Source organism: Aestuarium zhoushanense, assembly GCF_056431045.1.
The window spans coordinates 739,222-760,583 of the sequence record NZ_JBWKMA010000022.1 but is presented as its reverse complement, the minus strand read 5'-3'; the positions used below and the strand labels follow the sequence as shown (position 1 = coordinate 760,583).

Below are 21,362 nucleotides of genomic sequence, written 5' to 3'. Positions count from 1 at the left end.
GCCCAAAGGTGCAATCAAAGTAAAACCGCGCAGGCGAAAAACAGCACAGGAATGAGCCCAGTATCGCGGCTAGATCTGAAAAGTTTCAACAAAATGGCGTTGTCGTCGGAATTGAAACGTGTGAGCTGCCACATCAAATGCCAGCCCATCGCCCACACGCCACAAACGGCTACCACCAGAGATAGCATTGAACGGTCGATCGTGGCCAGAACGGCAGCAGAGCCCAGCAGCGCAACGGTCGCGATCAAGAACCATCTTAGCCACATCGCAGAGCGATCCCCAAACAAACGAGCGGTCGATTTTACGCCGATCAGAGCATCGTCCTCGGTGTCTTGATGGGCGTAGATCGTGTCATAAAACAGCGTCCATGCGATGCCGCCGAGATACAACAGGACAGGCGGCCAACCCAGTGATCCTGTGTGCGCGGCCCAGCCCATAAGTGCGCCCCAGTTGAACGCGATGCCGAGGAACACTTGTGGCCACCATGTGAACCGTTTTGCGAATGGGTAGATCAGTACGGGAATAATCGACACGACACCGAGGGCGATAGTAAAGGTGTTAAAGCTGACGAGGATCCCGAGCGAAATGAGTGCCTGAAGCCCCATCCAGAGGGCTGCCTTCTTTGGGGTGACTTGGCCTGACGGGATCGGGCGGGACCGTGTTCGTGCGACCGCCGCGTCAAAGTCCCGATCCGTGATGTCATTCCACGTGCAGCCTGCACCACGCATTAAGAACGCCCCGACCGCGCAACTGACGGCGATCCAGAGGTCGAATAGACCAACGCTGTTTGTGTGCAGAATGGCGAGCGCAAGGCTCCACCAACATGGCAAGAGCAAGAGCCAAGTCCCGATGGGCCGATCCGCGCGAGATAGCCTGAGGTAGGGGCGGGTCCATGCGGGTGCTAGCGTGTCGACCCAATTGCCTTTCACCGCATCGGCTACTGTGCCCTCTGGCATTTGGTCGGTGTCGCTCATATTGTCCGCCCCATGGCATCTAAAGTTCGGCTATATGTAGAACAGGCCCTTGGTGAAGGGCAAACCGTCTCTCTTGAAAAAGAGCAGGCTCATTACCTTTTTGGCGTGATGCGTTTGACCGAAGGCACAGTCGTGTCGCTGTTCAACGGTCGTGACGGCGAATGGGATGCAGAGGTTGCACAGGCAGGTAAAAAGGCAGGATCGCTTGTGTGCGTGTCACAGACAAAGCCGCTGCAAATGCCGCCTGACCTCTGGTTCTATTTCGCACCGATCAAAAAAGACCGCACTGATTTCATCGTCGAGAAAGCAGCAGAGATGGGCGCGGCGCGGATCATCCCTGTTCAAACCGACTTTACCAACTCTGGGCGTGTGAATGTAGAACGCTTGCAGGCCCACGCGCTTGAGGCGGCAGAGCAGTGCGGCGGCACCTATGTTCCAGAGGTTGGGGAAATGGAGAAACTGTCCAAGGTTCTCGACCATTGGGACGAAAGCCGACAGTTGATGTTCTGTGACGAGGCGCTTGTCGGTGCCCAAGAGGTTCTGACAGGTGCTGGCAAGGGCCCATGGGCGATCTTGATCGGACCAGAAGGCGGGTTTTCCGAGGCAGAGCGCACACGTCTGAAATCTAAACCCTATGCCCATTCCGTGAGCCTCGGTCCGCGCATTCTGCGCGCCGACACAGCTGCCGTGGCTGCCCTTACGGTTTGGCAGCAGCTATTGGGCGATTGGTAAGACATGGCAAACCTGATCAGGCCCGAAGCCAAGGCGGCGCTGCTACGTCATCAGCAAACAATTATGGGTGGCGCAATTGTTGCGCTGGGCCTGTGGCTCGCGTCTTTTAGCTTTGGGATCGTCCTTTGGTTCGCTTATGCGGTCACTCTGGTCGGTTTCGTTGTGGCTATTGATGGGCTTCGTCGGGCACGGTTCAATAAAGCGGCCTCAGGTGACGGTCCGGGGATCGTCGAGATTGACGAACGTCGGATTTCTTGGATGTCGGCGCATTTTGGCGGGGCCGTAGACATGGACCTGCTGAAAATGGTCGAGGTTCAGGTGACTGCGGGCGCAAAGGCGCTTTGGATTTTCACACAGACGGACGGCCAGAGGTTGGCTGTGCCATCTGCGGCTCAGGGCGCTGAGAAACTTATCGATGCGCTTGCGGCGCTAAAAGGGTTCGATTTCGCAACGGCCCTCAAGGCGCTGGAGGCGAAAAAAGAACAACGTTTTGTGCTGTGGCGCGCAGGTGATTTGCACGTGGAAAAACAGGTCTGACCATCCCTTGACTTGACCCGCTAACAAGTCCACCTCAAAGCTTCATTACGAATTCAACAGATCGAGGCGACCCCATGTCTATACCACAATCCGGCGGAGGCCCGATCGAAAGCCATGACCAGCTGGCGGAATACCTCGCCTCTGGGTGCAAACCCAAAGAAGATTGGCGTATTGGCACCGAACACGAAAAGTTCGGATACTGCCGTGATAGCCTACGCCCGATCCCCTATGAGGGCGAACGGTCGGTCAAAGCTATGCTCGAAGGGTTGCGTGATCGCTATGGTTGGGATCCCGTTCACGAAGCGGGGCAACTGATCGGCCTGACCCGCAATGGCGCCAATGTGAGCCTAGAACCGGGTGGGCAGCTGGAGCTATCGGGAGCGCCTCTGGAATCCATCCACCAGACCTGTGATGAAGTGAACGAACACCTGCGTGAAGTGCACTCTATCGCGGATGAAGTGGGCGTCAGCTTTATCGGTCTGGGTGCCGCGCCGATTTGGAAGCACGAAGATATGCCTGTGATGCCCAAAGGGCGTTACAAATTGATGACCGAATACATGGGCCGCGTTGGCACAAGTGGCACGCAGATGATGTATCGGACCTGTACGGTTCAGGTAAACCTCGACTTCGCGTCTGAGGCCGACATGGTGCAGAAATTCCGCGTGGCTCTGGCGCTGCAGCCAGTAGCGACGGCGCTCTTCGCGAACTCGCCCTTCTTTGAGGGTAAACTGAACGGTCACAAATCGTGGCGTTCGCAGATTTGGCGTCACCTTGATGACAGCCGCACGGGTATGCTGCCCTTCGTATTTGAAGACGGCATGGGCTTTGAGCGTTACGTGGATTACGCGCTCGATGTGCCGATGTATTTTGTTTACCGCGATGGCAAATACATCAATGCGCTGGGCCAGTCGTTCCGCGATTTCATGAAGGGTCAATTGCCCGCATTGCCCGGTGAGACCCCGACATTGTCGGATTGGGCCGACCACCTGACCACGGCATTCCCCGAGGCGCGTATCAAGAAATACATGGAAATGCGCGGTGCGGATGGCGGTCCGTGGCGTCGCCTGTGTGCGTTGCCTGCGCTATGGGTTGGCATGATGTATGACCAATCCGCGCTCGACGCTGCTTGGGACTTGGCCAAAGGGTTTGATGCTGAAACCCGCGAAGCTCTGCGTGTTGCTGCGTCAGTTGATGGTCTGCATGCGCAGGTCGGTAATATCAAAATGATGGACCTCGCCAAAGAGGTCGTAGCTATTTCCGAGGCTGGTTTGAAAGCCCGTGCCAAGGTCGGCGCGAATGGCCTCATTCCTGATGAGACCCATTTCCTGAATGCCCTAAAAGAGAGCCTTGAAACGGGTCAAGCGCCTGCGGACGAACTGATTGCTCGTTACAATGGTGATTGGAACGGCGATCTGACTAAAATTTATGGCGATTACAGCTACTGATCAGCCTTTTTGGCCGATCTTACCCTCGGTTCCGCTACGCAGTCTCTGAATATTGGCCCAATGGCGCCAGTAAATCAGGACTGCCAGTAGAACGCAGAGCATGAACAGGTCATGGCGTCCGGTCAGGGCTGCGTAGACGGGCGATAGGCCAGACGCCAAAAGCGCGGACAGCGACGAATAACGGCTGATCACGGCGGTCAAAAGCCATGTCGCGCAGACCATGAGGCCAATCGGCCAAGAGATGGCGAGCATGATGCCGATAAAGGTCGCAACACCTTTGCCGCCCTTAAAACCTAACCACACAGGGAAGCAGTGGCCAAAGAACGCAAAGAGCGCGGCCGCTTGTGCAGCACCTTCGCCAGCGAAAGCGCGAGCGAGTAGAACAGCCACAGCACCCTTGCCACCATCAAAAATCAGCGTAAGCGCAGCGGCTTTTTTGTTGCCAGTCCGTAGAACGTTCGTCGCACCGATGTTGCCCGACCCGATTTTGCGCAGGTCGCCAAGGTTCATCGCTTTGGCGAGGATCATGCCAAAGGGTATGGACCCCAAAAGATAGCCGACAACGGCCCATAGGATGACGGCGGTCGGGGCTTGGCTGAAGTCGGGCATCGGTTACTCCTGATCGACGCGGCGACCCGCGACCCATGTGCCTGCGACTGTGCCTTGAAGACGGGCGCCGTCAAAGGGGGTATTTTTAGATTTCGAGCGGAGTTTAGACCGATCAAGGATAAACGGCGCATCTGGGTCGAACAAAACGAGGTCTGCAGGCGCATCGGCAATCAAACGACCACAGTCGAGGCCGAGTCGACGCGCAGGGTTCAGCGATAGGGCGCGGAACAGTTTGGGCAGCGTAATATGCCCAGCATGTACCATACGGAGCGAGGCGGGCAGCAAGGTTTCTAGCCCGACCGCACCGCTCGCCGCGTCCTCAAACGGCAGTCGTTTGGATTCTTCGTCTTGGGGGGTGTGCATCGAACAAATCACGTCGATCAACCCGCTCTCAATAGCTTGGATGACGGCGATCCGATCTTCTTCGCTGCGCAGAGGCGGTTTGAACTTAAAGAATGTTCGATAGTCCGCGACGTCGAATTCGTTTAGCGTCAGGTGGTGGATGCCGACCCCTGCTGTGACGTCCAGACCGTTGCGTTTCGCACGTTCAAGAGCGGGCAGTGCGCGGGCGGTGGTGATTTGGTCCACATGATACCGTGCGCCTGTCATTTCGATCAGCGAAATATCACGGTCGAGGCCCATACGCTCTGCTATCGGGTTGACCCCCGGCAGGCCGCGAAGGGACGCGAATTTACCAGATGTCACCGATGAACCAGCGGAAAGCGTTGGTTCTTGGACATGACCGATCACCAGTGCGCCAAGGCTTTTGGCGTAAGTCAGTGCGCGGCTGTAAATCTTAGCGTCGGTGACAACGTGATCGCCATCAGTAAAGGCGACAGCGCCCGCATCCAAAAGGAACCCGATCTCTGTCATCTCGCGGCCATCGCGACCTTTGGTCAGCGCGGCCATATGGCAAACGTTGACCTTTGCATCAGCCTGCGCACGACGTGCGACGAATTCGAGCGTTTCAGGGGTATCAATCGCAGCCGTGGTGTCCGGGCGGGTGACAATGGTTGTCACGCCACCGGCCGCAGCGGCACGGCCTGCGGTGCGGTAGGATTCTTTATGACGTTCGCCGGGTTCGCCGACCTTCACGCCCATGTCCACGATGCCGGGCGCGAGGCATAGTCCGCCGCAATCAATCGTCTCTTTTGCTGGACGCGTTTCACCTTTTTCGAGGATGGCTGTGATTTTGCCATCTTTGACCGTGATCGCCCCGAGGCTATCGGTCAGTGTGACCGGATCAATCAGTCGTGCGTTATGAAAAAGAATATCGTCCATGTCCGTCCCTCAGGCCGCCTTTGGTCTTTGGGTATAAGCGAACAAACGCAGGGCGCAAGCGGTGTCAGTGGGAAGTGGCCTGTGCAGCCTGAATCGCGTCTTTCACAGCGTCGGGATCGGCTTGATAGCGGATCAGATGTTTATCACCGTTCAGTGTTACGACTTGGACGGCGGTCCAAATCACGTTGACCTTGGTGATGTTGTCCAAGGTCGTGACCTTGTTTTGTGGGCCCATCATGCGTTGATTTGTCAGAACCCATACGGATTTTCGTTCGTCGGGGCCAAGGTAAAGCGCCCGCACCCCAATTGCCAAAACAGCCCCGACGGTCGCAGTCCACCAGTGCGGATTGCCCATGCCGATCAGAATGCCCGCGCCGACGACTGAGAAAAACAGCGCCATCCACGCCTGTGATCGCCAAAATGTGACGGTGTCAGCCGTCATGCGCATGATCTCTGCTTCGCCGTCGTCGAGAGGGAGCGTCGGAACGAAGTTTCGGTTCATGCCCAAAATGGCATTGTCAGGTTGGTGTTCGCGATTTGCCATCAGCCAGCTATTACGACCATGACCACTACCAAAAGCGCCATCACAGCGAGCGCGGCCATTGCCACCATGCCGCCCATTCGCGCATCTGATTTCCGTTTGTCACTCATCGGTCGTTCCTTTCAAAACCCGCAGTATCGCAGTTTTGCGCCCTTCGGTTTGTTTCAGGTCAAACGGCGACGTTGGTTTGAGCTGCGCGTTTTGCACGCAAGTTCCGAGCTAACAGGTCCATCGCCGCCATGCGCACTGCGACACCCATTTCGACCTGTGTCTGGATCACAGAGCGGTTGATGTCGTCGGCAATGGTACCGTCGATCTCAACGCCGCGGTTCATCGGGCCGGGGTGCATAACGATTGCGTCGTCTTTGGCATAGGACAGTTTTTCCGCGTCCAGACCGTAGCGGTGGAAATACTCGCGCTCGGACGGGATAAACCCGCCGTCCATGCGTTCCTTTTGAAGACGCAGCATCATCACGACATCCACGTCCTGCAGGCCTTCACGCATGTCTTCGAACACTTCGACGCCAAACTCTTGCATCCCGGATGGCATCAGCGTGGGCGGAGCGATCAGGCGAACCCGGTTCTCCATCTTGCCCAAAAGCATGATGTTCGACCGTGCAACGCGGCTGTGCGCGATATCGCCGCAAATTGCGATCGACAGGCGGTGAAGACGGCCTTTCGCACGGCGAATGGTCAGCGCATCCAAGAGCGCTTGGGTCGGGTGTTCGTGGCGACCGTCACCGGCGTTCAACACGGCGCAATTGACCTTTTGGGCGAGCAGATCGACAGCACCCGATGCCCCGTGACGCACGACCAGAAGGTCGGGATGCATCGCGTTGAGGGTTAGCGCCGTATCAATCAGCGTCTCGCCTTTCTTCACGCTCGACGTGGCCATGGACATGTTCATCACGTCCGCGCCCAACCGTTTGCCTGCCAGCTCAAAGCTCGACTGAGTGCGGGTCGAGTTTTCAAAGAACATGTTGATCTGGGTAAGACCTGCCAAAACGTCTTTGTGCTGGATGCCTTGACGGCTTTCTTCGGCGTACCGATCCGCCAAATCCAAGAGCGTGGTGATTTCTGTCGGGTGGAGGTGTTCGATCCCCAGCAGGTGCGCGGCATTGAATGTCATGAAATCCTCCGGTCGAGCCTTGGGTTGCTTATAGGTAAGGGGCGGGCAGGCGGCAAGGGAGCCTAACGCCGTGAGATTACCTCTGCACATCTGGCGCAGAAGGCATTAGGGTCTGCCCCATGGAATCTGCACAAGACTACTGGACGGCACATGCCCTGCTTGAATGGCAGGTCGAAATGGGAGCGGACGAGGCAATCCTCGACGCACCAATGAACCGGTATGAGCTTGTCGATGAAAAGCCAGCGGCCAAAGTGTCGCCTTTGGGCAAAGCTGCGCCGCCACCGATTCCAGTGAAGGAAAAAGTCGATCCTGTTGCTGTTGCCAAGGCCGCCGCTAAGTCAGCAGAGACGCTGGAATCGCTCGCCGGTGCGATGCGGGCGTTCGAGCATTGCGAATTGAAAAAAGGTGCGCGGAACTTTGTCTTTGGCGACGGGGCCGTGAACGCAAATGTGATGATCATTGGCGAAGCGCCGAACCGCGATGATGACCAACATGGCAAACCATTTGCTGGGCCAGTTGGTGAATTGCTTGATAAAATGATCGGTGCCATTGGGCTGAGCCGCAGCCATCCTGATCCTAAGTCTTCCGTCTATGTGACAACCGTTCTGCCGTGGCGCCCCCCAGCAAACCGCGTGCCCGAAGCGGCTGAGCTCGCGATGATGTTGCCGTTTTTGACCCGCCATATTGAACTCGTGGACCCTGCGATTATTGTTCTGATGGGCAATAGTCCGTGTCAGGCGCTGCTTGGTAAAGCAGGCATTTCGAGGCTGCGCGGCCAATGGACCAATGTTTTGGGTAAGCCCGTTCTGCCGATGGCGCACCCTGAACAATTGATGAAAAACCCTACGGCCAAGCGTGATGCTTGGGCGGATTTACTTGACCTCAAAGCACGGCTGTCAAACCCATGACCCAAACCACCGTCCGCGAATTCATCCCCGTACGAATTGCCGTGCTGACGGTGAGCGATACGCGCACATTGGCCGAAGATAAATCGGGCGATACCCTTGTCGCGCGCATTGCTGACGCGGGTCATATTCTAGCCGATCGCAAAATCATTCGGGACGACCGCGATGATATCGCTGCGATTTTGCGGGAGTGGTGCGAAAGCAAAGACGTAGACGTGATCATCTCTACAGGTGGCACGGGTTTGACGGGGCGGGATGTGACCGTCGAGGCCCACCGCGATGTCTACGAGAAGGAGATCGACGCGTTCTCAACGGTGTTCACCATTGTATCGATGCAAAAGATCGGCACCTCAGCGATTCAAAGCCGTGCGACCGCGGGCGTGGCGATGGGAACATATCTCTTTGCGCTGCCCGGTAGCACGGGCGCCTGCAAGGATGCTTGGGATGAAATCCTCGTGAAGCAACTCGACTATCGGCACATGCCCTGTAACTTTGTCGAGATTTTCCCGCGTCTCGAAGAACATAAGCGACGGAAATAGGATCGACGTCCGTTAGACCTATGTTGTGGACCTTCGTGGGGTTTGCACTAAAACATGTCTGAACTTTAATGGGACGCGACCATGCGCTTTTTACGCCGGAGCCTCACGGGTGTTTTTCTTCTAGGTTTGACGCTGGCTCTGCTCGCGATTGCTGGCAACAGTGTTCGTAGCGCAATCCAAGCGCGACTGTCCCAAGAAGCGCCGAACTATGGCCAGCGAGAGCGCATTGCTTCGGTGAATGTCCTAACCGTTCAGGCCGCGACACTCCAACCTGAGATCACGGTTTTCGGTGAGGTTCGCAGTCAGAGAACGCTTGTTCTGCGTAGTCCCGTCGGCGGTAATGTGATCAGCGCCGATCCTGTCTTCGTTGAGGGTGGCGCGGTAAAGGCGGGGCAGACGCTCCTGCAGATCGATCCGACTGAAGCTCAGACGAGCCTTGCCCTTGCGCAGGCTGACCTAAAAGACGCCGAGGCGGAACTGCGTGAAGCTGAGGGCGCGCTGGACATTGCTCGTGACAGCCTCACCGAAGCACAAGCGCAGGCGAACCTTCGCCAAGCTGCGCTCGAGCGGTCCCGTGCCTTGCGCGAACGCGGAACAGTTACGGCATCAGATGTAGAGACTGCCGAACTTGCCGTGGCCGCGGCCAATAGTTCGGTCCTAAGTCAGCGTCAGTCGTTAGCTCAAGCCGAGGCGCGTGTTGATCAGGCAGGCACAAGCCTCGACCGGGTGCGTCTGTCTGTTGCGGATGCAGAGCGGACCTTGAGCGACACCACGATAACGGCCAGCTTTGACGGAACCCTTTCGGATGTATCCGTTGTCGAAGGCGGTCGCGTAACGGCGAACGAACAGATCGCGCAGCTTATCGACCCGTCCGCGTTGGAAGTCGCTTTTCGTGTTTCCACAGCGCAATACGCGCGTCTGATTGATGCGAACGGTGATCTTCTCGACCTGCCCGTTCAGGCAACGCTGGATGTGTCTGGATTTACACTCGAAGCCCAAGGCCGCGTGACGCGCGAAAGCCCGACCGTTGCAGATGGTCAGACAGGGCGTTTGCTTTATGCGTCGATTGATTCCGCTCCTGGTTTGCGGCCCGGTGATTTCGTGATGGTGCGTATTGTAGAACCTCCTCTTGATAATGTTGTGCTTGCGCCCGCAACGGCGGTTGGCTCCGATGGTGCTGTTTTGGCTTTGGACGACGAGGACCGCTTAAAAACTGTTCCTGTCACGGTTCTGCGCCGTCAGGGGGATGACGTCATCCTCGCGGTTGGCGATCTGAATGGCCGTCGAATTGTCGCCGAACGCTCACCGCTCCTCGGTGCGGGGATTAAGGTGAATCCGCTAGGCGAAGCGGGCGCCGAAGCCGCAGCGCCAGAGATGATCGAACTCGACGCGGATCGTCGCGAGAAACTGGTGAGCTTTGTGACGGGCAGCCAAATGCCCGACGCCGTCAAAGCCCGTCTGATCGCTCAGCTTGAACAAGACACGGTCCCCGCCGAAACGGTGCAGCGGATTGAATCGCGGATGGGGAGCTAAGCCATGTCGCGCACGCTTCTAGATCGTGGGGCAGGCGGGATTTTGTCGTATTTCACACGCCACCGCACTGCCGCAAATTTGTTGATGGTCATTATGGTGATCGCGGGATTGGTCGCGTTTCCCAAAATGCGTGCCCAGTTCTTTCCTGATGTCGTCTCGGAAACCATCCGCGTTAGCGTGGCGTGGGATGGGGCAGGGGCTGAGGACGTCGATCGGGCCGTGGTTCAGGTTCTCGAACCCGTTCTCCTTGGTGTTGAAGGCGTTACTTCGAGTGAAAGTCGTTCCTCCGAAGGGGCCGCGCGGATCGATTTGGAGTTTGAGACTGACTACGACCTCGATCAGGCAGAGAAAGACATTGATGCCGCGTTGAGCGCGATTAGCTCTCTGCCCGAAGAGGCCGATGACCCTGTGATCCGTCGAGCAGGCTGGTCGGATGGCGTGAGCGATGTGATCATCACGGGGCCTGTGGGTGTCGATCAACTGTCGCGCTTTGCGGATGAGATGGTCGCACGTCTCTTTGCGGCAGGTGTGACACGGACCACGATCCGAGGGGTCGCGGCGCCTGAGACATTGATCGAAGTAACATCGCTGTCTCTTATTCAGCACGATGTGACGATCAGCGAAATTGCGGCTGCGATTGCGTCCGAGGTCAACGCTGATCCCGTAGGCGATATCGGTGGGGCCTCGCGCGTTCGGGCCGGCACCGAAAAGCGAAGCGCAGATGCCCTGTCGGCTATTGTTCTACGTACCAATGACGACAATTCGGAACTTACCGTTGGCGATGTTGCGACGATCACCGTCGAAGGCCCAGATCGCGACCGTGCCTATTTCGTTGGTGAAAATCCTGCGGTTCAAATCTCGGTCGTGCGGTCCGCATCTGGTGACGCCATTGGTCTGCAACGCTCTGTCGAAGAGGTCGCTGCCGAGATGCGGTCGACTTTGCCCGAAGGTGTGAGCGTCGACATGATCAACACCCGCGCTGAAATGATTACTGGCCGCCTGAATATCCTGATGGAGAACGGTGCGCAGGGTTTGGCTTTGGTGCTTCTGCTGTTGTTCTTATTCTTGAACGCACGCACGGCGGTTTGGGTGGCTATGGGCATCCCCGTCTCAATGCTCGCCGCGATTTCGCTGATGTATATGTCTGGCATCACGATCAACATGATTTCGCTCTTTGCGTTGATCATCACGTTGGGCATCGTGGTCGATGACGCAATTGTTGTGGGTGAACACGCTGACTTTCGGGCCCGACGCTTGGGCGAAACGGGTGCGGTTGCTGCAGAAAACGCGGCGCGTCGTATGTTCAGCCCCGTGTTTTCGGCGACCATTACAACGAACATCGCATTTTTCGGGCTCTTGGTGATTGGTGGCCGGTTTGGGAATTTGATTGCGGATATTCCGTTTACCGTGATCGTTGTGCTCACGGCGAGCTTGGTTGAATGCTTTGTGATCCTACCGAACCACTTGTCCCATTCGGTCGGCACAGGGTTAAAGCAGCATTGGTATGATGCCCCATCGCGGGTTGTGAACCGTGGCTTTGGTTGGGTGCGGGATCGGGTTTTCCGCCCGTTGATGTCCCTGATCGTTAAGGCGCGATACGCAGTGTTGGCGGGGGCGTTGGTGATCCTTGCCGGTCAAGTATCGCTCTTTATCCGCGGTGATGTTCAATGGCGGTTCTTTTCGTCGCCAGAGCAAGGTCAGGTCAGCGGCAATATCGCCATGCTGCCCGCCGCAACGCGCCAAGATACTCTGGCGATGCTCGATGAGTTGGAACGCGCGACCAATGCCGTGGCTGCGCGATATGAGGCCGAGGATGGCATCAATCCGGTGAACTATGTTCTGACCCAGATCGGCGGCAATTCGGGCCGTGGATTGTCTGGCGCAGATACCAAAGAGAGCTATCAGCTCGGCGCGATTACGATTGAGCTAATCGATGCCGACCTAAGGTCAATTTCGTCGAGTGAATTTGTGTCAGCCGTTCAGCAAGAGGTCGTTCAGACGCCCATGACCGAAACGCTCTCGTTCCGGTCATGGGGCGCTGGGCCAGGTGGCAACTCGCTTGAGGTGCAGATTTACGGCGCGGATGCGGATACGCTGAAGGCGGCAGCTGAAGCTCTGAAAACTGAGCTCGCTCGGTTCCCAGAGATATCAGGGCTCGAAGATTCGCTCTCCTACGATAAGGAAGAGTTGATCCTTGAACTGACGCCACAGGGTCAGGCGCTGGGCTTTACGATTGATACGCTGGGCACCGAACTGCGCCGCAGGTTGGGTGGAGTTGAGGCTGCGACCTATCCAGACGGCACCCGTAGCGCGTCAATCCGTGTTGAAATCCCCGAAGAAGAACTGACGGCGGACTTCCTCGACCGCATGTTGTTGCGTTCGACCGCGGGCGTCTATGTGCCACTGGCTGACATTGTGACGGTGCAACGGGAAACTGGGTTTAGCACCGTGCGGCGTGAAAATGGCCTCATGCTCATTTCTGTGACGGGTGATTTGGATGACAAAGACGCGGATCGCGCGTCAGAGGTCAAGCTGTCGATCAACGAAGATATCCTTCCCGATGTGGAGAGCCGCTACGGCGTTTCGACTGATCTGGGTGGATTGAGCGAACAGGAAAACGCATTTCTTGACGATGCAAAGGCGGGCTTGGCCTTTATCCTTGTCGGGATTTACCTGACGCTTGCGTGGATTTTCGCGAGCTGGACCCGCCCGCTCGTCGTGATGTCGATCATTCCGTTTGCATTGGTGGGCACGATCTACGGCCATAATGCATGGGGCATCCCGATGAGCATGTTCACTGTGGTCGGGCTCTTGGGCATGGTCGGGATCGTGATCAACGACTCGATTGTTCTGGTCACGACCATCGACGACTACGCCAAAGAACGCGGCTTGATCCCTGCGATCATTGACGGGACGGCTGACCGTTTGCGGGCTGTTATGCTGACGACGGCCACGACGGTTTTGGGCCTTCTGCCGCTTCTATACGAAGGGTCCAGTCAGGCTGAATTTTTGAAACCTACCGTTGTCACGCTGGTCTATGGTCTGTCCTTTGGCATGGTGATGGTGTTGGTCGTTGTGCCGTCACTGATCGCCGTTCAGGCCGATATTGGAGGGCTGTTCACTGCGGCGCGTCGGGGTGCAATCGCGCGAGCAAACTCTATTCGTGTGCCCGTGGGTGTCGCGCTTGTTGCAATGATCGCGGCCTTTGGTGTGGTTGTGCTGCCCCTGATCGTGTCTGGCGCGCCATTGGTTGCCGCGTTGCCGGCAAGTCTGGGCGCTGCCTTCGCGCTTTATGCAGGTGTCTTGGCTATTGGGACGCTGGCTATTTATGCGGTGTCAGGGATTATGATCGGGCGTGCACGGCGAGCTTAACCCGTGCAGCCTTGAATATCGACGGCCCGACCTGCGCCCAACACGGTTAGTCGAATTTTGGATCGGTCGAGCATGTATCCTTGGACCATCGGCACCACATCGACGGTCGCTGTGAGGATGCCTCCATCGCGGGTGCTGTGGGATTCTGAGACCCACGCGCCCGGTGCCTCGACCACGACGAATTCGTTGTCATCGAAGGTGGGCATTTCAATTGAAGCCGTCAGGCGGAGGCCGTCACGAATGGGAACTGCCGAGCATTGAACCTTTGAAACATTCGCACGATCTGCCGTCATGGGCTGGTCAATCAGCGCACCCGCAATGGCGGCGTTTGGTCCGCCCTTATCGGCCAATAGAGCGTCAAAGTTCAGGGACACAGGCACGCAGATGTCATTGCAGACGCCCATATCAACCTCGCCGCTGAGGTGCATGGTATCGCCATCTCCCGTGAGTTCGATGGGGATCACCACGGTTCCGTGATAGCCGATTGTCACCGCGCCGTTCGTTTCGAAGAGTTCGGGGGTAGGCCAATGGAAGGCGGCGCTAGAGATATTCTCTGACCCTGTCCATTCGAACTGTGGTGGGATGCCTGCGTCACCCGGCGCCCGCCAATAGGTTTTCCAACCGTCGGCCAGTGTGATCTTCAACCCAACCATCCGCGTTCCGGATGGCGTCTGCCAACCGGGGATAATATCAACAGCGGCCACGCCCTGTGGCGCTTCGGCGAAGGCAGGGGGGGTAATTCCGAATAGGGCGATGATGGCTGCTGCGATTCTCATTGCGCCTAAATTACGGACAATGCATGTAATGGGAAGTCACGTTCCGGAGAGTCCTTGTAGCAGAGGGCTTGAACCTGCCTCGTTCGCGACCCATCATCGCCTTATGGACTTTGCATCTACCAATTTGTCGGGAAAACTCCTGATTGCGATGCCCGATATGGGCGACCCGCGTTTTGAACATGCGGTCATCTATATGTGTGCGCATTCGGACGAGGGGGCTATGGGCCTGATCGTCAATAAACCTGCGCCAGACATTAGGTTCCGTGATCTGCTGTCACAGCTAGAGATCCCGACGGGCGATAGTGTGCGTGACATCCGTGTCCATTTCGGCGGCCCCGTCGAGCATGGTCGCGGGTTCGTCCTTCATTCGTCGGACTACGCGTCTGAGACTGGCACTCTTGAGGTGGATGGCCATACGTCGATGACGGCGACAACGGATGTCTTGCGCGATTTGGCGAGCGGCGGTGGCCCGTCGATGTCCCTACTGGCGCTAGGTTATGCGGGTTGGGGGCCGGGGCAGTTAGAGGCAGAGATTGCCCACAACGGTTGGTTAACCTGCGATCCCAAGGACGACATTTTGTTTGGTCGCGCCCACGAGTTGAAATGGACTGCAGCGCTTAAGCAATTGGGGATCGATCCGATCACCCTGTCGTCGACCGCTGGACACGCGTGATTACTGTGCAATAACGCCTTTGATCAGCTCGACCGCCTCAGCACTATGCCAATCGGCCCCGCCAGTCAGACGCGCGATTTCCTGACCGTCCCGATTGATCAGAACCGTTACAGGTAGCCCCGCGACCATCATGGAGCGTGCAAACCGCATGTTGGCGTCGTTGTGTTTTGGCAGGTTCGTGACCCCGATCTCTTCAAAGAATCGGTCGATTGCGGGCGCGGGGTTACGGCCCGTGGCGATAGTGAGGACTTCAAACGCGTCCCCACCCAATTCGTCTTGGAGAGCGGACAGGGCAGGCATCTCTTCGCGGCAGGGAATGCACCATGTCGCCCAGAAGTTTACGAGCAGAACTTTGCCACGATATGGCTCCAAGGTCGTTTCGGTACCGTCCTCGGTCACAAAGCTCGCGTCCGAGCTTTGCATGGGGCTATCGTGCCAGATCAATTTGTCCGAAACGCTGTCTTCTGCGAGGGCGGCATTTGCAACGCAGGCAAACGCCGTATAAAGCAACGCTGACACAAGTTTCCGCATGGGGCCTCCAATATGACTAAGACTTCGAACGCGATGTGGGGCGGACGTTTTTCCGCCGGACCGGACGCCATCATGGAGGCAATTAACGCCTCGATCGACTTTGACAAGCGTCTCGCCCAGCAGGACATCGAAGGATCCCGCGCCCACGCTGCGATGCTCGCCGCGACTGGTATCATTACCGATAAAGATGCAGAGGCCATTCGTGAAGGCCTGCTCACCGTTTTGTCAGAGATCGAAAGCGGAAACTTCGCGTTTTCGAAATCGCTCGAAGATATTCACATGAACGTCGAAGCGCGTCTGAAAGAAATCGTAGGCGAGCCTGCAGGCCGTCTGCACACAGCCCGCAGCCGTAACGATCAGGTTGCAGTCGATTTCCGCCTTTGGGTTCGTGACCAATGTGACGCGGTTGATGGTGCCATTGAGGCGTTGATGAAAGCCCTGCTCGGTCAGGCCGAAGCTGGCGCTGATTGGGTCATGCCGGGCTTTACCCACCTTCAGGTCGCGCAACCTGTAACATGGGGCCATCATATGCTGGCCTATGTCGAAATGTTGAACCGTGACCGTTCGCGTTTCGCCGATGCGCGCAAGCGGATGAACGAAAGCCCGCTGGGCGCTGCGGCACTAGCTGGCACAGGTTTCCCGATTGATCGCCATATGACGGCAGAGGCGCTGCGGTTTGATCGTCCGACGGCGAACAGCCTCGATTCGACATCGGATCGTGACTTTGCGCTGGAATTCCTCGCGGCGGCGTCGATCTGCGCAATGCACTTGTCCCGTTTCGCCGAAGAACTGGTGATCTGGTCCTCCGCTCAGTTCCGTTTCGTGTCGATGTCTGACCAATGGTCCACAGGTTCGTCGATCATGCCTCAGAAGAAAAACCCTGACGCTGCAGAGCTGATCCGCGCGAAAATCGGACGTATCTTTGGTGCGAACGTTGCCCTGATGACCGTGATGAAAGGCCTTCCGCTGACCTATTCGAAGGACATGCAGGAAGACAAAGAACAAGTCTTTGATGCGGCGGACAACCTCATGCTGGCGATTGCTGCGATGACGGGCATGGTCGAAACCATGACCCCGATGAAAGACAATCTGCGTGCGGCAGCGGCGAGCGGCTTCTCGACCGCGACCGATTTGGCGGACTGGTTGGTGCGTGAGCTGAACCTCCCGTTCCGTGATGCGCACCACGTGACGGGTGCGCTGGTCGCGATGGCTGAGAAAAAAGGATGTGATCTCCCTGATCTTAGCCTTGCCGACATGCAGAGCGTGCATCAGGGTATTACAGATGGCGTCTTTGGTGTGCTGACCGTCGAAGCATCGGTCATGTCCCGTCAAAGTTATGGTGGCACCTCGCCGGTGCGTGTGCGCGAACAAATTGCGCGTTGGAAAGAGGCTCTTTCGTGAAAAAAGCGGTCGTTTTGGCGGTTTTGGTTTTGTCGGGATGTGGCGCGGATGGATTTCCGCTGCGGCCCATCGCGAACCTTGGGTTCAATGTGAACGAGCAAGGGCAAGTGGTTCGGAATTGTCAGGTCGGCGGTGCGAATGAAACCGTCCAAATCAACGTGAACTGCTGATGTCTATCCTCCGTCTTCTTTATCTCGCGCTTGCGATTTGGGGCACCATCAAACCGATGTCCCATTTCCTAGCCTATATGGAGGAGACGGGAACAGGGCTGAGCGGATTGATTGACGCGTGGTATGTCAATCAATCCACGGTGGGCCTCACGTGGGACCTGACCATTGCCGCTATTGCGCTGACGGTCTGGGTCATTGCCGAAACGGCTGTTCGTCGCAATTGGTCGGCCTTGATCGCCATTCCAGCGACGTTTTGCATTGGGGTGAGCTGCGGTTTGCCCCTCTACCTTTTCCTGCGCACACGGCCCGCGCGGTAAATTCGCATTAAGGGCTTGGGGTTTTGTGCGGATTTGGTATGACGCCCTGACCCGAGACCGGAGGCTGCAATGGATCATTTCATTTATCGTGACGGTGTTTTGCACGCCGAAGACGTTCCCCTGACCGAAATAGCGGCGCAGGTTGGAACTCCGTTTTACGTATATTCGGCGGCGACCCTGCTGCGTCACTTCCAAGTTTTTGATGAATCCCTTGCTTGGGGTGAGCACCTCGTATGTTTCGCGATGAAGTCGTTGTCGAACGTCGCGGTGCTGAAAATGCTGGGGCAAGCGGGCGCTGGTATCGACGTTGTGTCCATCGGGGAATACCTCCGCGCCAAAGCTGCAGGCGTGTCGGGCGATAAGATTGTGTTCTCGGGCGTGGCGAAAACGCGCGAAGAAATGAAGATCGCGTTAGAAGGCGGCATTCGTCAGTTCAATGTCGAATCCGAGCCAGAGATGGAAGTCCTGTCCGAGGTTGCATTGTCATTGGGTAAGGTTGCGCCGATCACTGTGCGTGTGAACCCTGACGTGGACGCTAAAACCCATGCGAAAATCGCGACGGGTAAAAAAGAAAATAAATTCGGCATCCCGATCAGCCGCGCCCGCGAGGTGTATGCCCGTGCCGCTGAGCTTAAAGGCCTCGATGTTGTTGGTATCGACGTGCACATCGGTAGTCAGTTGACCGATCTAGAGCCGTTCCGCCTCGCCTATCGCAAAGTAGCCGAGCTGACTGAAGTGTTGCGCGAAGATGGTCATAACATTCGCCGTCTCGACCTCGGTGGTGGTTTGGGTATTCCATACACCCGCTCGAACGAGGCACCGCCGCTGCCCGTTGAACTGGGGCAAGTGATCCGCGAAGAAGTTGGGCATCTGGGCTGTGAGGTCGAAATCGAACCCGGTCGTTTGATCGCAGGCAATGCAGGTCAACTCGTGTCGGAAGTTATCTATGTGAAAGAGGGCGAGGATCGTAAGTTCCTGATCCTTGATGCTGCGATGAACGATCTCGTCCGTCCGTCGATGTATGACGCCCACCATGACATCGACCCAGTGATTGAAGCTGAACCGGGTGTTGAGCCAGAAACCTACGACGTTGTGGGCGGTATCTGCGAGACGGGCGATACCTTTGCCAAGGGACGAAACCTTCCGCCGCTGAAGGCTGGCGATCTGGTATCGTTCCGTTCGGCTGGCGCTTATGGCGCCGTGATGGCGAGCGAATACAATTCGCGTCCCTTGGTGCCCGAAGTTCTCGTTCAGGGTGATAAATTTGCGGTTATCCGCCGACGTCCCACCTATGAAGAAATGATTGCCCGCGATATCGTTCCTGAGTGGCTCTGAGCACGTTAAGGTCAGGGCACGACGCATAGGAGTGAACAGCTGGCCGACGTGACCGAAAGCTTGCCGCATCTACGGTTCCCAATCCTCGCAACCTTTGCGGGGATCGTGGCCGAGCGTTTGGTGCGTGCGTTTTGGCCCGTTTGGACAATCCTCTTCCTCATGCTCGCGCCGCTTTTGCTGGGCGTTCACAATGACATGCCTTTGGAACTCGTCTGGACCCTCGCGGTTGCAGGGCTGATCGGTATTGCCGTGTTCACGTGGCGCGGGTGGCGGCGTTTCCGCTGGCCGCTGCGGGCTGAGGCGCTTGCGCGGGTTGATGCGCGTTTGCCAGGTAGACCAATTTCCGCACTTGGCGATGCCCAAGCCGTCGGTGCGGGTGACCCAGCGTCTGAGGCCGTTTGGACGGCCCATCTGCAGCGGATGCAAGATCGAACCAAGGCAGCGCGTTATGTTTCGCCCGACCTCCGTTTGTCCCAAGCCGACCCGTTCGGCCTCCGCTATGTTGCGTTGTTGTTCCTGATGGTTGGGCTTTTGTTCGGTTCTGTCACTCGGATCGGAACCGTGGCTCAAGCCTCGCCCGTGGGATCGGCTTCCACCACTGCGACAGGGCCAACGTGGGAGGGATGGATTGAGCCGCCAGCCTACACGGGCAAACCAACGCTCTATCTACCTGATCTGGACGAAGATCGGATCGAGGTGCCCGAAGGGTCGCGCTTCACCGTTCGGTTTTATGGCGACATTGGCGCGTTAACGTTGTCGGAAACCGTGTCGGGGCGTCGTGCTGACGAACTGCCGCCTGCGTCGGATCAGCATCAGGTTTTTGACGCGCTGCAGCAGGGCGAATTGCGCATTGATGGCTCGGGCGGTCAGGCGTGGGACGTTTCCATTGTGACTGATGGCATACCTTCGGTCGAATTGACGGGGCCGGCTCTTTCGAATGCCGAAGGCCAAATGACCCTGCCGTTTCGCGCGACTGACGACTACGGTGTAACAGGTGGGTCCGCGACGGTGTCGATTGACCTTGCCCAGATCGACCGCCGTCACGGCCTAGCGATCGATCCAGACCCGATTGCGCCTCTGATTGTTGATCTACCCATTCCGATTACGGGCGACAGAGCTGCCTTCGATGAGGCGTTGATCGACAACTTCAGCCAATCAGTCATGGCGAATCTCCCTGTGAAAGTGCGTCTGGAAGTGACAGACGCTAAGGGGCAGGCGGGACAGTCCGTCGAGACCCAGATGGTTCTACCAGGACGTCGTTTCTTTCAGCCTGTCGCCCGCGTGATCATCGAACAGCGTCGAGATCTGCTTTGGTCGACGGCCAACGCAGCGCGCGTTGCACAATTGTTGCGAGCGATTTCAAACCGCCCTGATGGTTTCTTTCGAAACGAGACGCATTTCCCGATGGTGCGTGGTGTCGTTGAAACGCTTGAAGCGAGATACGAAGGTGGTTTGACAGATGAAGAGCGCGATGAGGTTGCGGCTCTCATGTGGGACCTCGCGATTGAATTCGAAGAAGGCGCATTGGCCGATGCGCGCGAACGGCTCCAGCGGGCCCAAGATCGTTTGGCCGAAGCGATGCGCAACGGCGCGAGTGCCGCCGAAATTCAGGAACTGATGGACGAGCTGCGCAACGCAACCAACGACTACATGCAGATGCTCGCCGATCAGATGAACCCCAACGAGAACTCGACGGATCAGCCAGATGGTGGCGGCGAGACGATGCAGTTCACACAGGACGAGCTGAACGCCCTCATGGATCGTATCCAAGAACTGATGGAAGAAGGCCGTATGGCCGAAGCTGCGGTCCTGATGGAACAGCTCAATCAGCTCATGGAAAACATGAAAATGACCCAAGGCGAAGGGCAGGGTGGTCCTCGGTCTCCGGGGCAGAAATCCATGGAAGATTTGGGCGAAACACTTCGCGACCAACAGCAACTGTCCGACGATGCCTTCCGCGATCTGCAGGATCAGTTCAACGGTGGCCAGCAAGAGACGGAGCAACGACCTGGCGAAACCCCGCGTGACGGGGACGGCACGAACGGCGATCCAGGTCAGCAGAACCTAGCGGACCGTCAAGAAGCTTTGCGGCAGATGCTGGAAGAGCAGCGCCGCAATTTGCCGAACCTGTCAGGTGACGAGGCCGAAGCTGCGCGTCGCGCCATCGAACAGGCAGAGCGGTCTATGGACCGTGCCGAGGACGCGTTACGCCGCGGCGATATGGCCGAGGCTATCGATCGTCAGGCCGAAGCGATGGACGCATTACGCGAAGGGCTGCGCGAACTTGGTCGTGCGATTGCCCAGTCTGAGCGCGATGAGAGCGGGCAAGGTCAACAGCAAGGGGATCAAACCGCTCAAGCGGCCCCACGTCAGAGCGATCCGCTGGGACGACAGCTGGGCACCGAAGGGCAATCCGGCACGGATCAGAACCTCTTGCAGGGCGAAGATATCTATCGTCGCGCAGGCGAACTCTTGGATGAAATTCGCCGTCGTTCTGCCGAATTGGATCGGCCAGAGGACGAACGCAACTATTTGCGGCGGCTTCTAGATCGGTTCTGATCG

General features: G+C 57.3%; 20 protein-coding genes. 13 read left to right on the top strand and 7 right to left on the bottom strand.

Annotated elements, in window-relative coordinates:
- Positions 1–14: 14 nt before the first annotated feature.
- Entirely contained in the window at positions 15–974 is a 960-nt protein-coding gene (ubiA, locus tag AC07ED_RS11225) for a 4-hydroxybenzoate octaprenyltransferase (protein WP_105235849.1), read from the bottom strand.
- A 12-nt stretch (positions 975–986) separates the two neighbouring features.
- Here ubiA and AC07ED_RS11220 point away from each other — a divergent pair, with 12 nt between their 5' ends.
- The 3 genes from AC07ED_RS11220 (at position 987) to AC07ED_RS11210 (ending at position 3,688) form a co-directional block, all read left to right on the top strand.
- Entirely contained in the window at positions 987–1,706 is a 720-nt protein-coding gene (locus AC07ED_RS11220; protein WP_105235848.1) for a 16S rRNA (uracil(1498)-N(3))-methyltransferase, read from the top strand.
- 3 nt (positions 1,707–1,709) lie between these two features.
- Positions 1,710–2,243 carry a hypothetical protein gene (locus AC07ED_RS11215; protein ID WP_105235847.1) on the top strand — a complete coding sequence of 178 codons (534 nt, stop codon included), beginning with the start codon at positions 1,710–1,712 and terminating at the stop codon, positions 2,241–2,243.
- Between the two features lie 74 nt (positions 2,244–2,317).
- The gene (locus AC07ED_RS11210; RefSeq protein WP_105235846.1) at positions 2,318–3,688 is read left to right on the top strand and encodes a glutamate--cysteine ligase; all 1,371 of its coding nucleotides are present in this window, start codon (positions 2,318–2,320) and stop codon (positions 3,686–3,688) included.
- Here the strand turns inward: AC07ED_RS11210 and plsY are convergent, their stop codons facing one another.
- The 4 genes from plsY to AC07ED_RS11190 all read right to left on the bottom strand — a co-directional run bounded on the left by plsY (position 3,689) and on the right by AC07ED_RS11190 (position 7,248).
- Positions 3,689–4,297, bottom strand: a complete 609-nt coding sequence (gene plsY, locus AC07ED_RS11205) for a glycerol-3-phosphate 1-O-acyltransferase PlsY (RefSeq protein WP_105235845.1) — start codon at positions 4,295–4,297, stop codon at positions 3,689–3,691.
- Positions 4,298–4,300: 3 nt separating this feature from the next.
- Positions 4,301–5,578 (bottom strand): dihydroorotase, encoded by a 1,278-nt coding sequence (gene pyrC / locus AC07ED_RS11200; RefSeq protein WP_105235844.1) that lies wholly within the window; start codon positions 5,576–5,578, stop codon positions 4,301–4,303.
- 64 nt (positions 5,579–5,642) lie between these two features.
- Positions 5,643–6,122, bottom strand: a complete 480-nt coding sequence (locus AC07ED_RS11195; RefSeq protein WP_105235843.1) for a hypothetical protein — start codon at positions 6,120–6,122, stop codon at positions 5,643–5,645.
- A 166-nt stretch (positions 6,123–6,288) separates the two neighbouring features.
- Positions 6,289–7,248: an aspartate carbamoyltransferase catalytic subunit gene (locus AC07ED_RS11190; RefSeq protein WP_067550255.1), complete on the bottom strand. Its 960-nt coding sequence runs from the start codon at positions 7,246–7,248 to the stop codon at positions 6,289–6,291.
- 119 nt (positions 7,249–7,367) lie between these two features.
- Here AC07ED_RS11190 and AC07ED_RS11185 point away from each other — a divergent pair, with 119 nt between their 5' ends.
- From AC07ED_RS11185 to AC07ED_RS11170, 4 genes are all read left to right on the top strand, one after another.
- A complete protein-coding gene (locus AC07ED_RS11185; protein WP_105235842.1) occupies positions 7,368–8,156 on the top strand; it encodes a uracil-DNA glycosylase in 789 nt (262 codons plus the stop codon).
- Positions 8,153–8,692, top strand: coding sequence for a molybdenum cofactor biosynthesis protein B (moaB, locus tag AC07ED_RS11180; protein ID WP_105235841.1), 540 nt, complete (start codon positions 8,153–8,155; stop codon positions 8,690–8,692). The genes AC07ED_RS11185 and moaB overlap by 4 nt, the downstream gene beginning before the upstream one ends.
- An 81-nt stretch (positions 8,693–8,773) precedes the next feature.
- Positions 8,774–10,225: an efflux RND transporter periplasmic adaptor subunit gene (locus tag AC07ED_RS11175; RefSeq protein WP_105235840.1), complete on the top strand. Its 1,452-nt coding sequence runs from the start codon at positions 8,774–8,776 to the stop codon at positions 10,223–10,225.
- 3 nt (positions 10,226–10,228) lie between these two features.
- A complete protein-coding gene (locus AC07ED_RS11170) occupies positions 10,229–13,597 on the top strand; it encodes an efflux RND transporter permease subunit (protein ID WP_105235839.1) in 3,369 nt (1,122 codons plus the stop codon).
- On the opposite strand, the gene AC07ED_RS11165 is transcribed toward AC07ED_RS11170, so the two are convergent.
- Entirely contained in the window at positions 13,594–14,373 is a 780-nt protein-coding gene (locus tag AC07ED_RS11165; RefSeq protein WP_105235838.1) for a protein-disulfide reductase DsbD domain-containing protein, read from the bottom strand. The genes AC07ED_RS11170 and AC07ED_RS11165 overlap by 4 nt on opposite strands.
- Positions 14,374–14,476: 103 nt before the next feature.
- On the opposite strand from AC07ED_RS11165, the gene AC07ED_RS11160 reads away from it, so the two are divergent.
- Positions 14,477–15,046 (top strand): YqgE/AlgH family protein, encoded by a 570-nt coding sequence (locus tag AC07ED_RS11160; protein ID WP_105235837.1) that lies wholly within the window; start codon positions 14,477–14,479, stop codon positions 15,044–15,046.
- Here the strand turns inward: AC07ED_RS11160 and AC07ED_RS11155 are convergent, their stop codons facing one another.
- A complete protein-coding gene (locus AC07ED_RS11155) occupies positions 15,047–15,577 on the bottom strand; it encodes a TlpA disulfide reductase family protein (protein ID WP_105235836.1) in 531 nt (176 codons plus the stop codon).
- Between the two features lie 12 nt (positions 15,578–15,589).
- Here AC07ED_RS11155 and argH point away from each other — a divergent pair, with 12 nt between their 5' ends.
- The 5 genes from argH to AC07ED_RS11130 all read left to right on the top strand — a co-directional run bounded on the left by argH (position 15,590) and on the right by AC07ED_RS11130 (position 21,359).
- Positions 15,590–16,978: an argininosuccinate lyase gene (gene argH / locus AC07ED_RS11150; RefSeq protein WP_105235835.1), complete on the top strand. Its 1,389-nt coding sequence runs from the start codon at positions 15,590–15,592 to the stop codon at positions 16,976–16,978.
- Positions 16,975–17,148 (top strand): hypothetical protein, encoded by a 174-nt coding sequence (locus AC07ED_RS11145; RefSeq protein ID WP_158664550.1) that lies wholly within the window; start codon positions 16,975–16,977, stop codon positions 17,146–17,148. Before argH ends, AC07ED_RS11145 begins: the two co-directional genes overlap by 4 nt.
- Positions 17,148–17,465 carry a DUF2834 domain-containing protein gene (locus AC07ED_RS11140; protein WP_105235834.1) on the top strand — a complete coding sequence of 106 codons (318 nt, stop codon included), beginning with the start codon at positions 17,148–17,150 and terminating at the stop codon, positions 17,463–17,465. The genes AC07ED_RS11145 and AC07ED_RS11140 overlap by 1 nt, the downstream gene beginning before the upstream one ends.
- Positions 17,466–17,534: 69 nt before the next feature.
- Positions 17,535–18,800, top strand: a complete 1,266-nt coding sequence (gene lysA, locus AC07ED_RS11135) for a diaminopimelate decarboxylase (protein ID WP_105235833.1) — start codon at positions 17,535–17,537, stop codon at positions 18,798–18,800.
- A 48-nt stretch (positions 18,801–18,848) separates the two neighbouring features.
- Positions 18,849–21,359, top strand: a complete 2,511-nt coding sequence (locus AC07ED_RS11130; protein WP_245918072.1) for a TIGR02302 family protein — start codon at positions 18,849–18,851, stop codon at positions 21,357–21,359.
- Positions 21,360–21,362 lie beyond the last annotated feature (3 nt).

What these genes read in the sequence shown, in the direction of transcription:
- ubiA (WP_105235849.1), bottom strand. Translation starts at nt 974, where the DNA reads ATGAGCGACACCGACCAAATGCCAGAGGGCACAGTAGCCGATGCGGTG.
- AC07ED_RS11220 (WP_105235848.1), top strand. Translation starts at nt 987, where the DNA reads ATGGCATCTAAAGTTCGGCTATATGTAGAACAGGCCCTTGGTGAAGGG.
- AC07ED_RS11215 (WP_105235847.1), top strand. Translation starts at nt 1,710, where the DNA reads ATGGCAAACCTGATCAGGCCCGAAGCCAAGGCGGCGCTGCTACGTCAT.
- AC07ED_RS11210 (WP_105235846.1), top strand. Translation starts at nt 2,318, where the DNA reads ATGTCTATACCACAATCCGGCGGAGGCCCGATCGAAAGCCATGACCAG.
- plsY (WP_105235845.1), bottom strand. Translation starts at nt 4,297, where the DNA reads ATGCCCGACTTCAGCCAAGCCCCGACCGCCGTCATCCTATGGGCCGTT.
- pyrC (WP_105235844.1), bottom strand. Translation starts at nt 5,578, where the DNA reads ATGGACGATATTCTTTTTCATAACGCACGACTGATTGATCCGGTCACA.
- AC07ED_RS11195 (WP_105235843.1), bottom strand. Translation starts at nt 6,122, where the DNA reads ATGGCAAATCGCGAACACCAACCTGACAATGCCATTTTGGGCATGAAC.
- AC07ED_RS11190 (WP_067550255.1), bottom strand. Translation starts at nt 7,248, where the DNA reads ATGACATTCAATGCCGCGCACCTGCTGGGGATCGAACACCTCCACCCG.
- AC07ED_RS11185 (WP_105235842.1), top strand. Translation starts at nt 7,368, where the DNA reads ATGGAATCTGCACAAGACTACTGGACGGCACATGCCCTGCTTGAATGG.
- moaB (WP_105235841.1), top strand. Translation starts at nt 8,153, where the DNA reads ATGACCCAAACCACCGTCCGCGAATTCATCCCCGTACGAATTGCCGTG.
- AC07ED_RS11175 (WP_105235840.1), top strand. Translation starts at nt 8,774, where the DNA reads ATGCGCTTTTTACGCCGGAGCCTCACGGGTGTTTTTCTTCTAGGTTTG.
- AC07ED_RS11170 (WP_105235839.1), top strand. Translation starts at nt 10,229, where the DNA reads ATGTCGCGCACGCTTCTAGATCGTGGGGCAGGCGGGATTTTGTCGTAT.
- AC07ED_RS11165 (WP_105235838.1), bottom strand. Translation starts at nt 14,373, where the DNA reads ATGAGAATCGCAGCAGCCATCATCGCCCTATTCGGAATTACCCCCCCT.
- AC07ED_RS11160 (WP_105235837.1), top strand. Translation starts at nt 14,477, where the DNA reads ATGGACTTTGCATCTACCAATTTGTCGGGAAAACTCCTGATTGCGATG.
- AC07ED_RS11155 (WP_105235836.1), bottom strand. Translation starts at nt 15,577, where the DNA reads ATGCGGAAACTTGTGTCAGCGTTGCTTTATACGGCGTTTGCCTGCGTT.
- argH (WP_105235835.1), top strand. Translation starts at nt 15,590, where the DNA reads ATGACTAAGACTTCGAACGCGATGTGGGGCGGACGTTTTTCCGCCGGA.
- AC07ED_RS11140 (WP_105235834.1), top strand. Translation starts at nt 17,148, where the DNA reads ATGTCTATCCTCCGTCTTCTTTATCTCGCGCTTGCGATTTGGGGCACC.
- lysA (WP_105235833.1), top strand. Translation starts at nt 17,535, where the DNA reads ATGGATCATTTCATTTATCGTGACGGTGTTTTGCACGCCGAAGACGTT.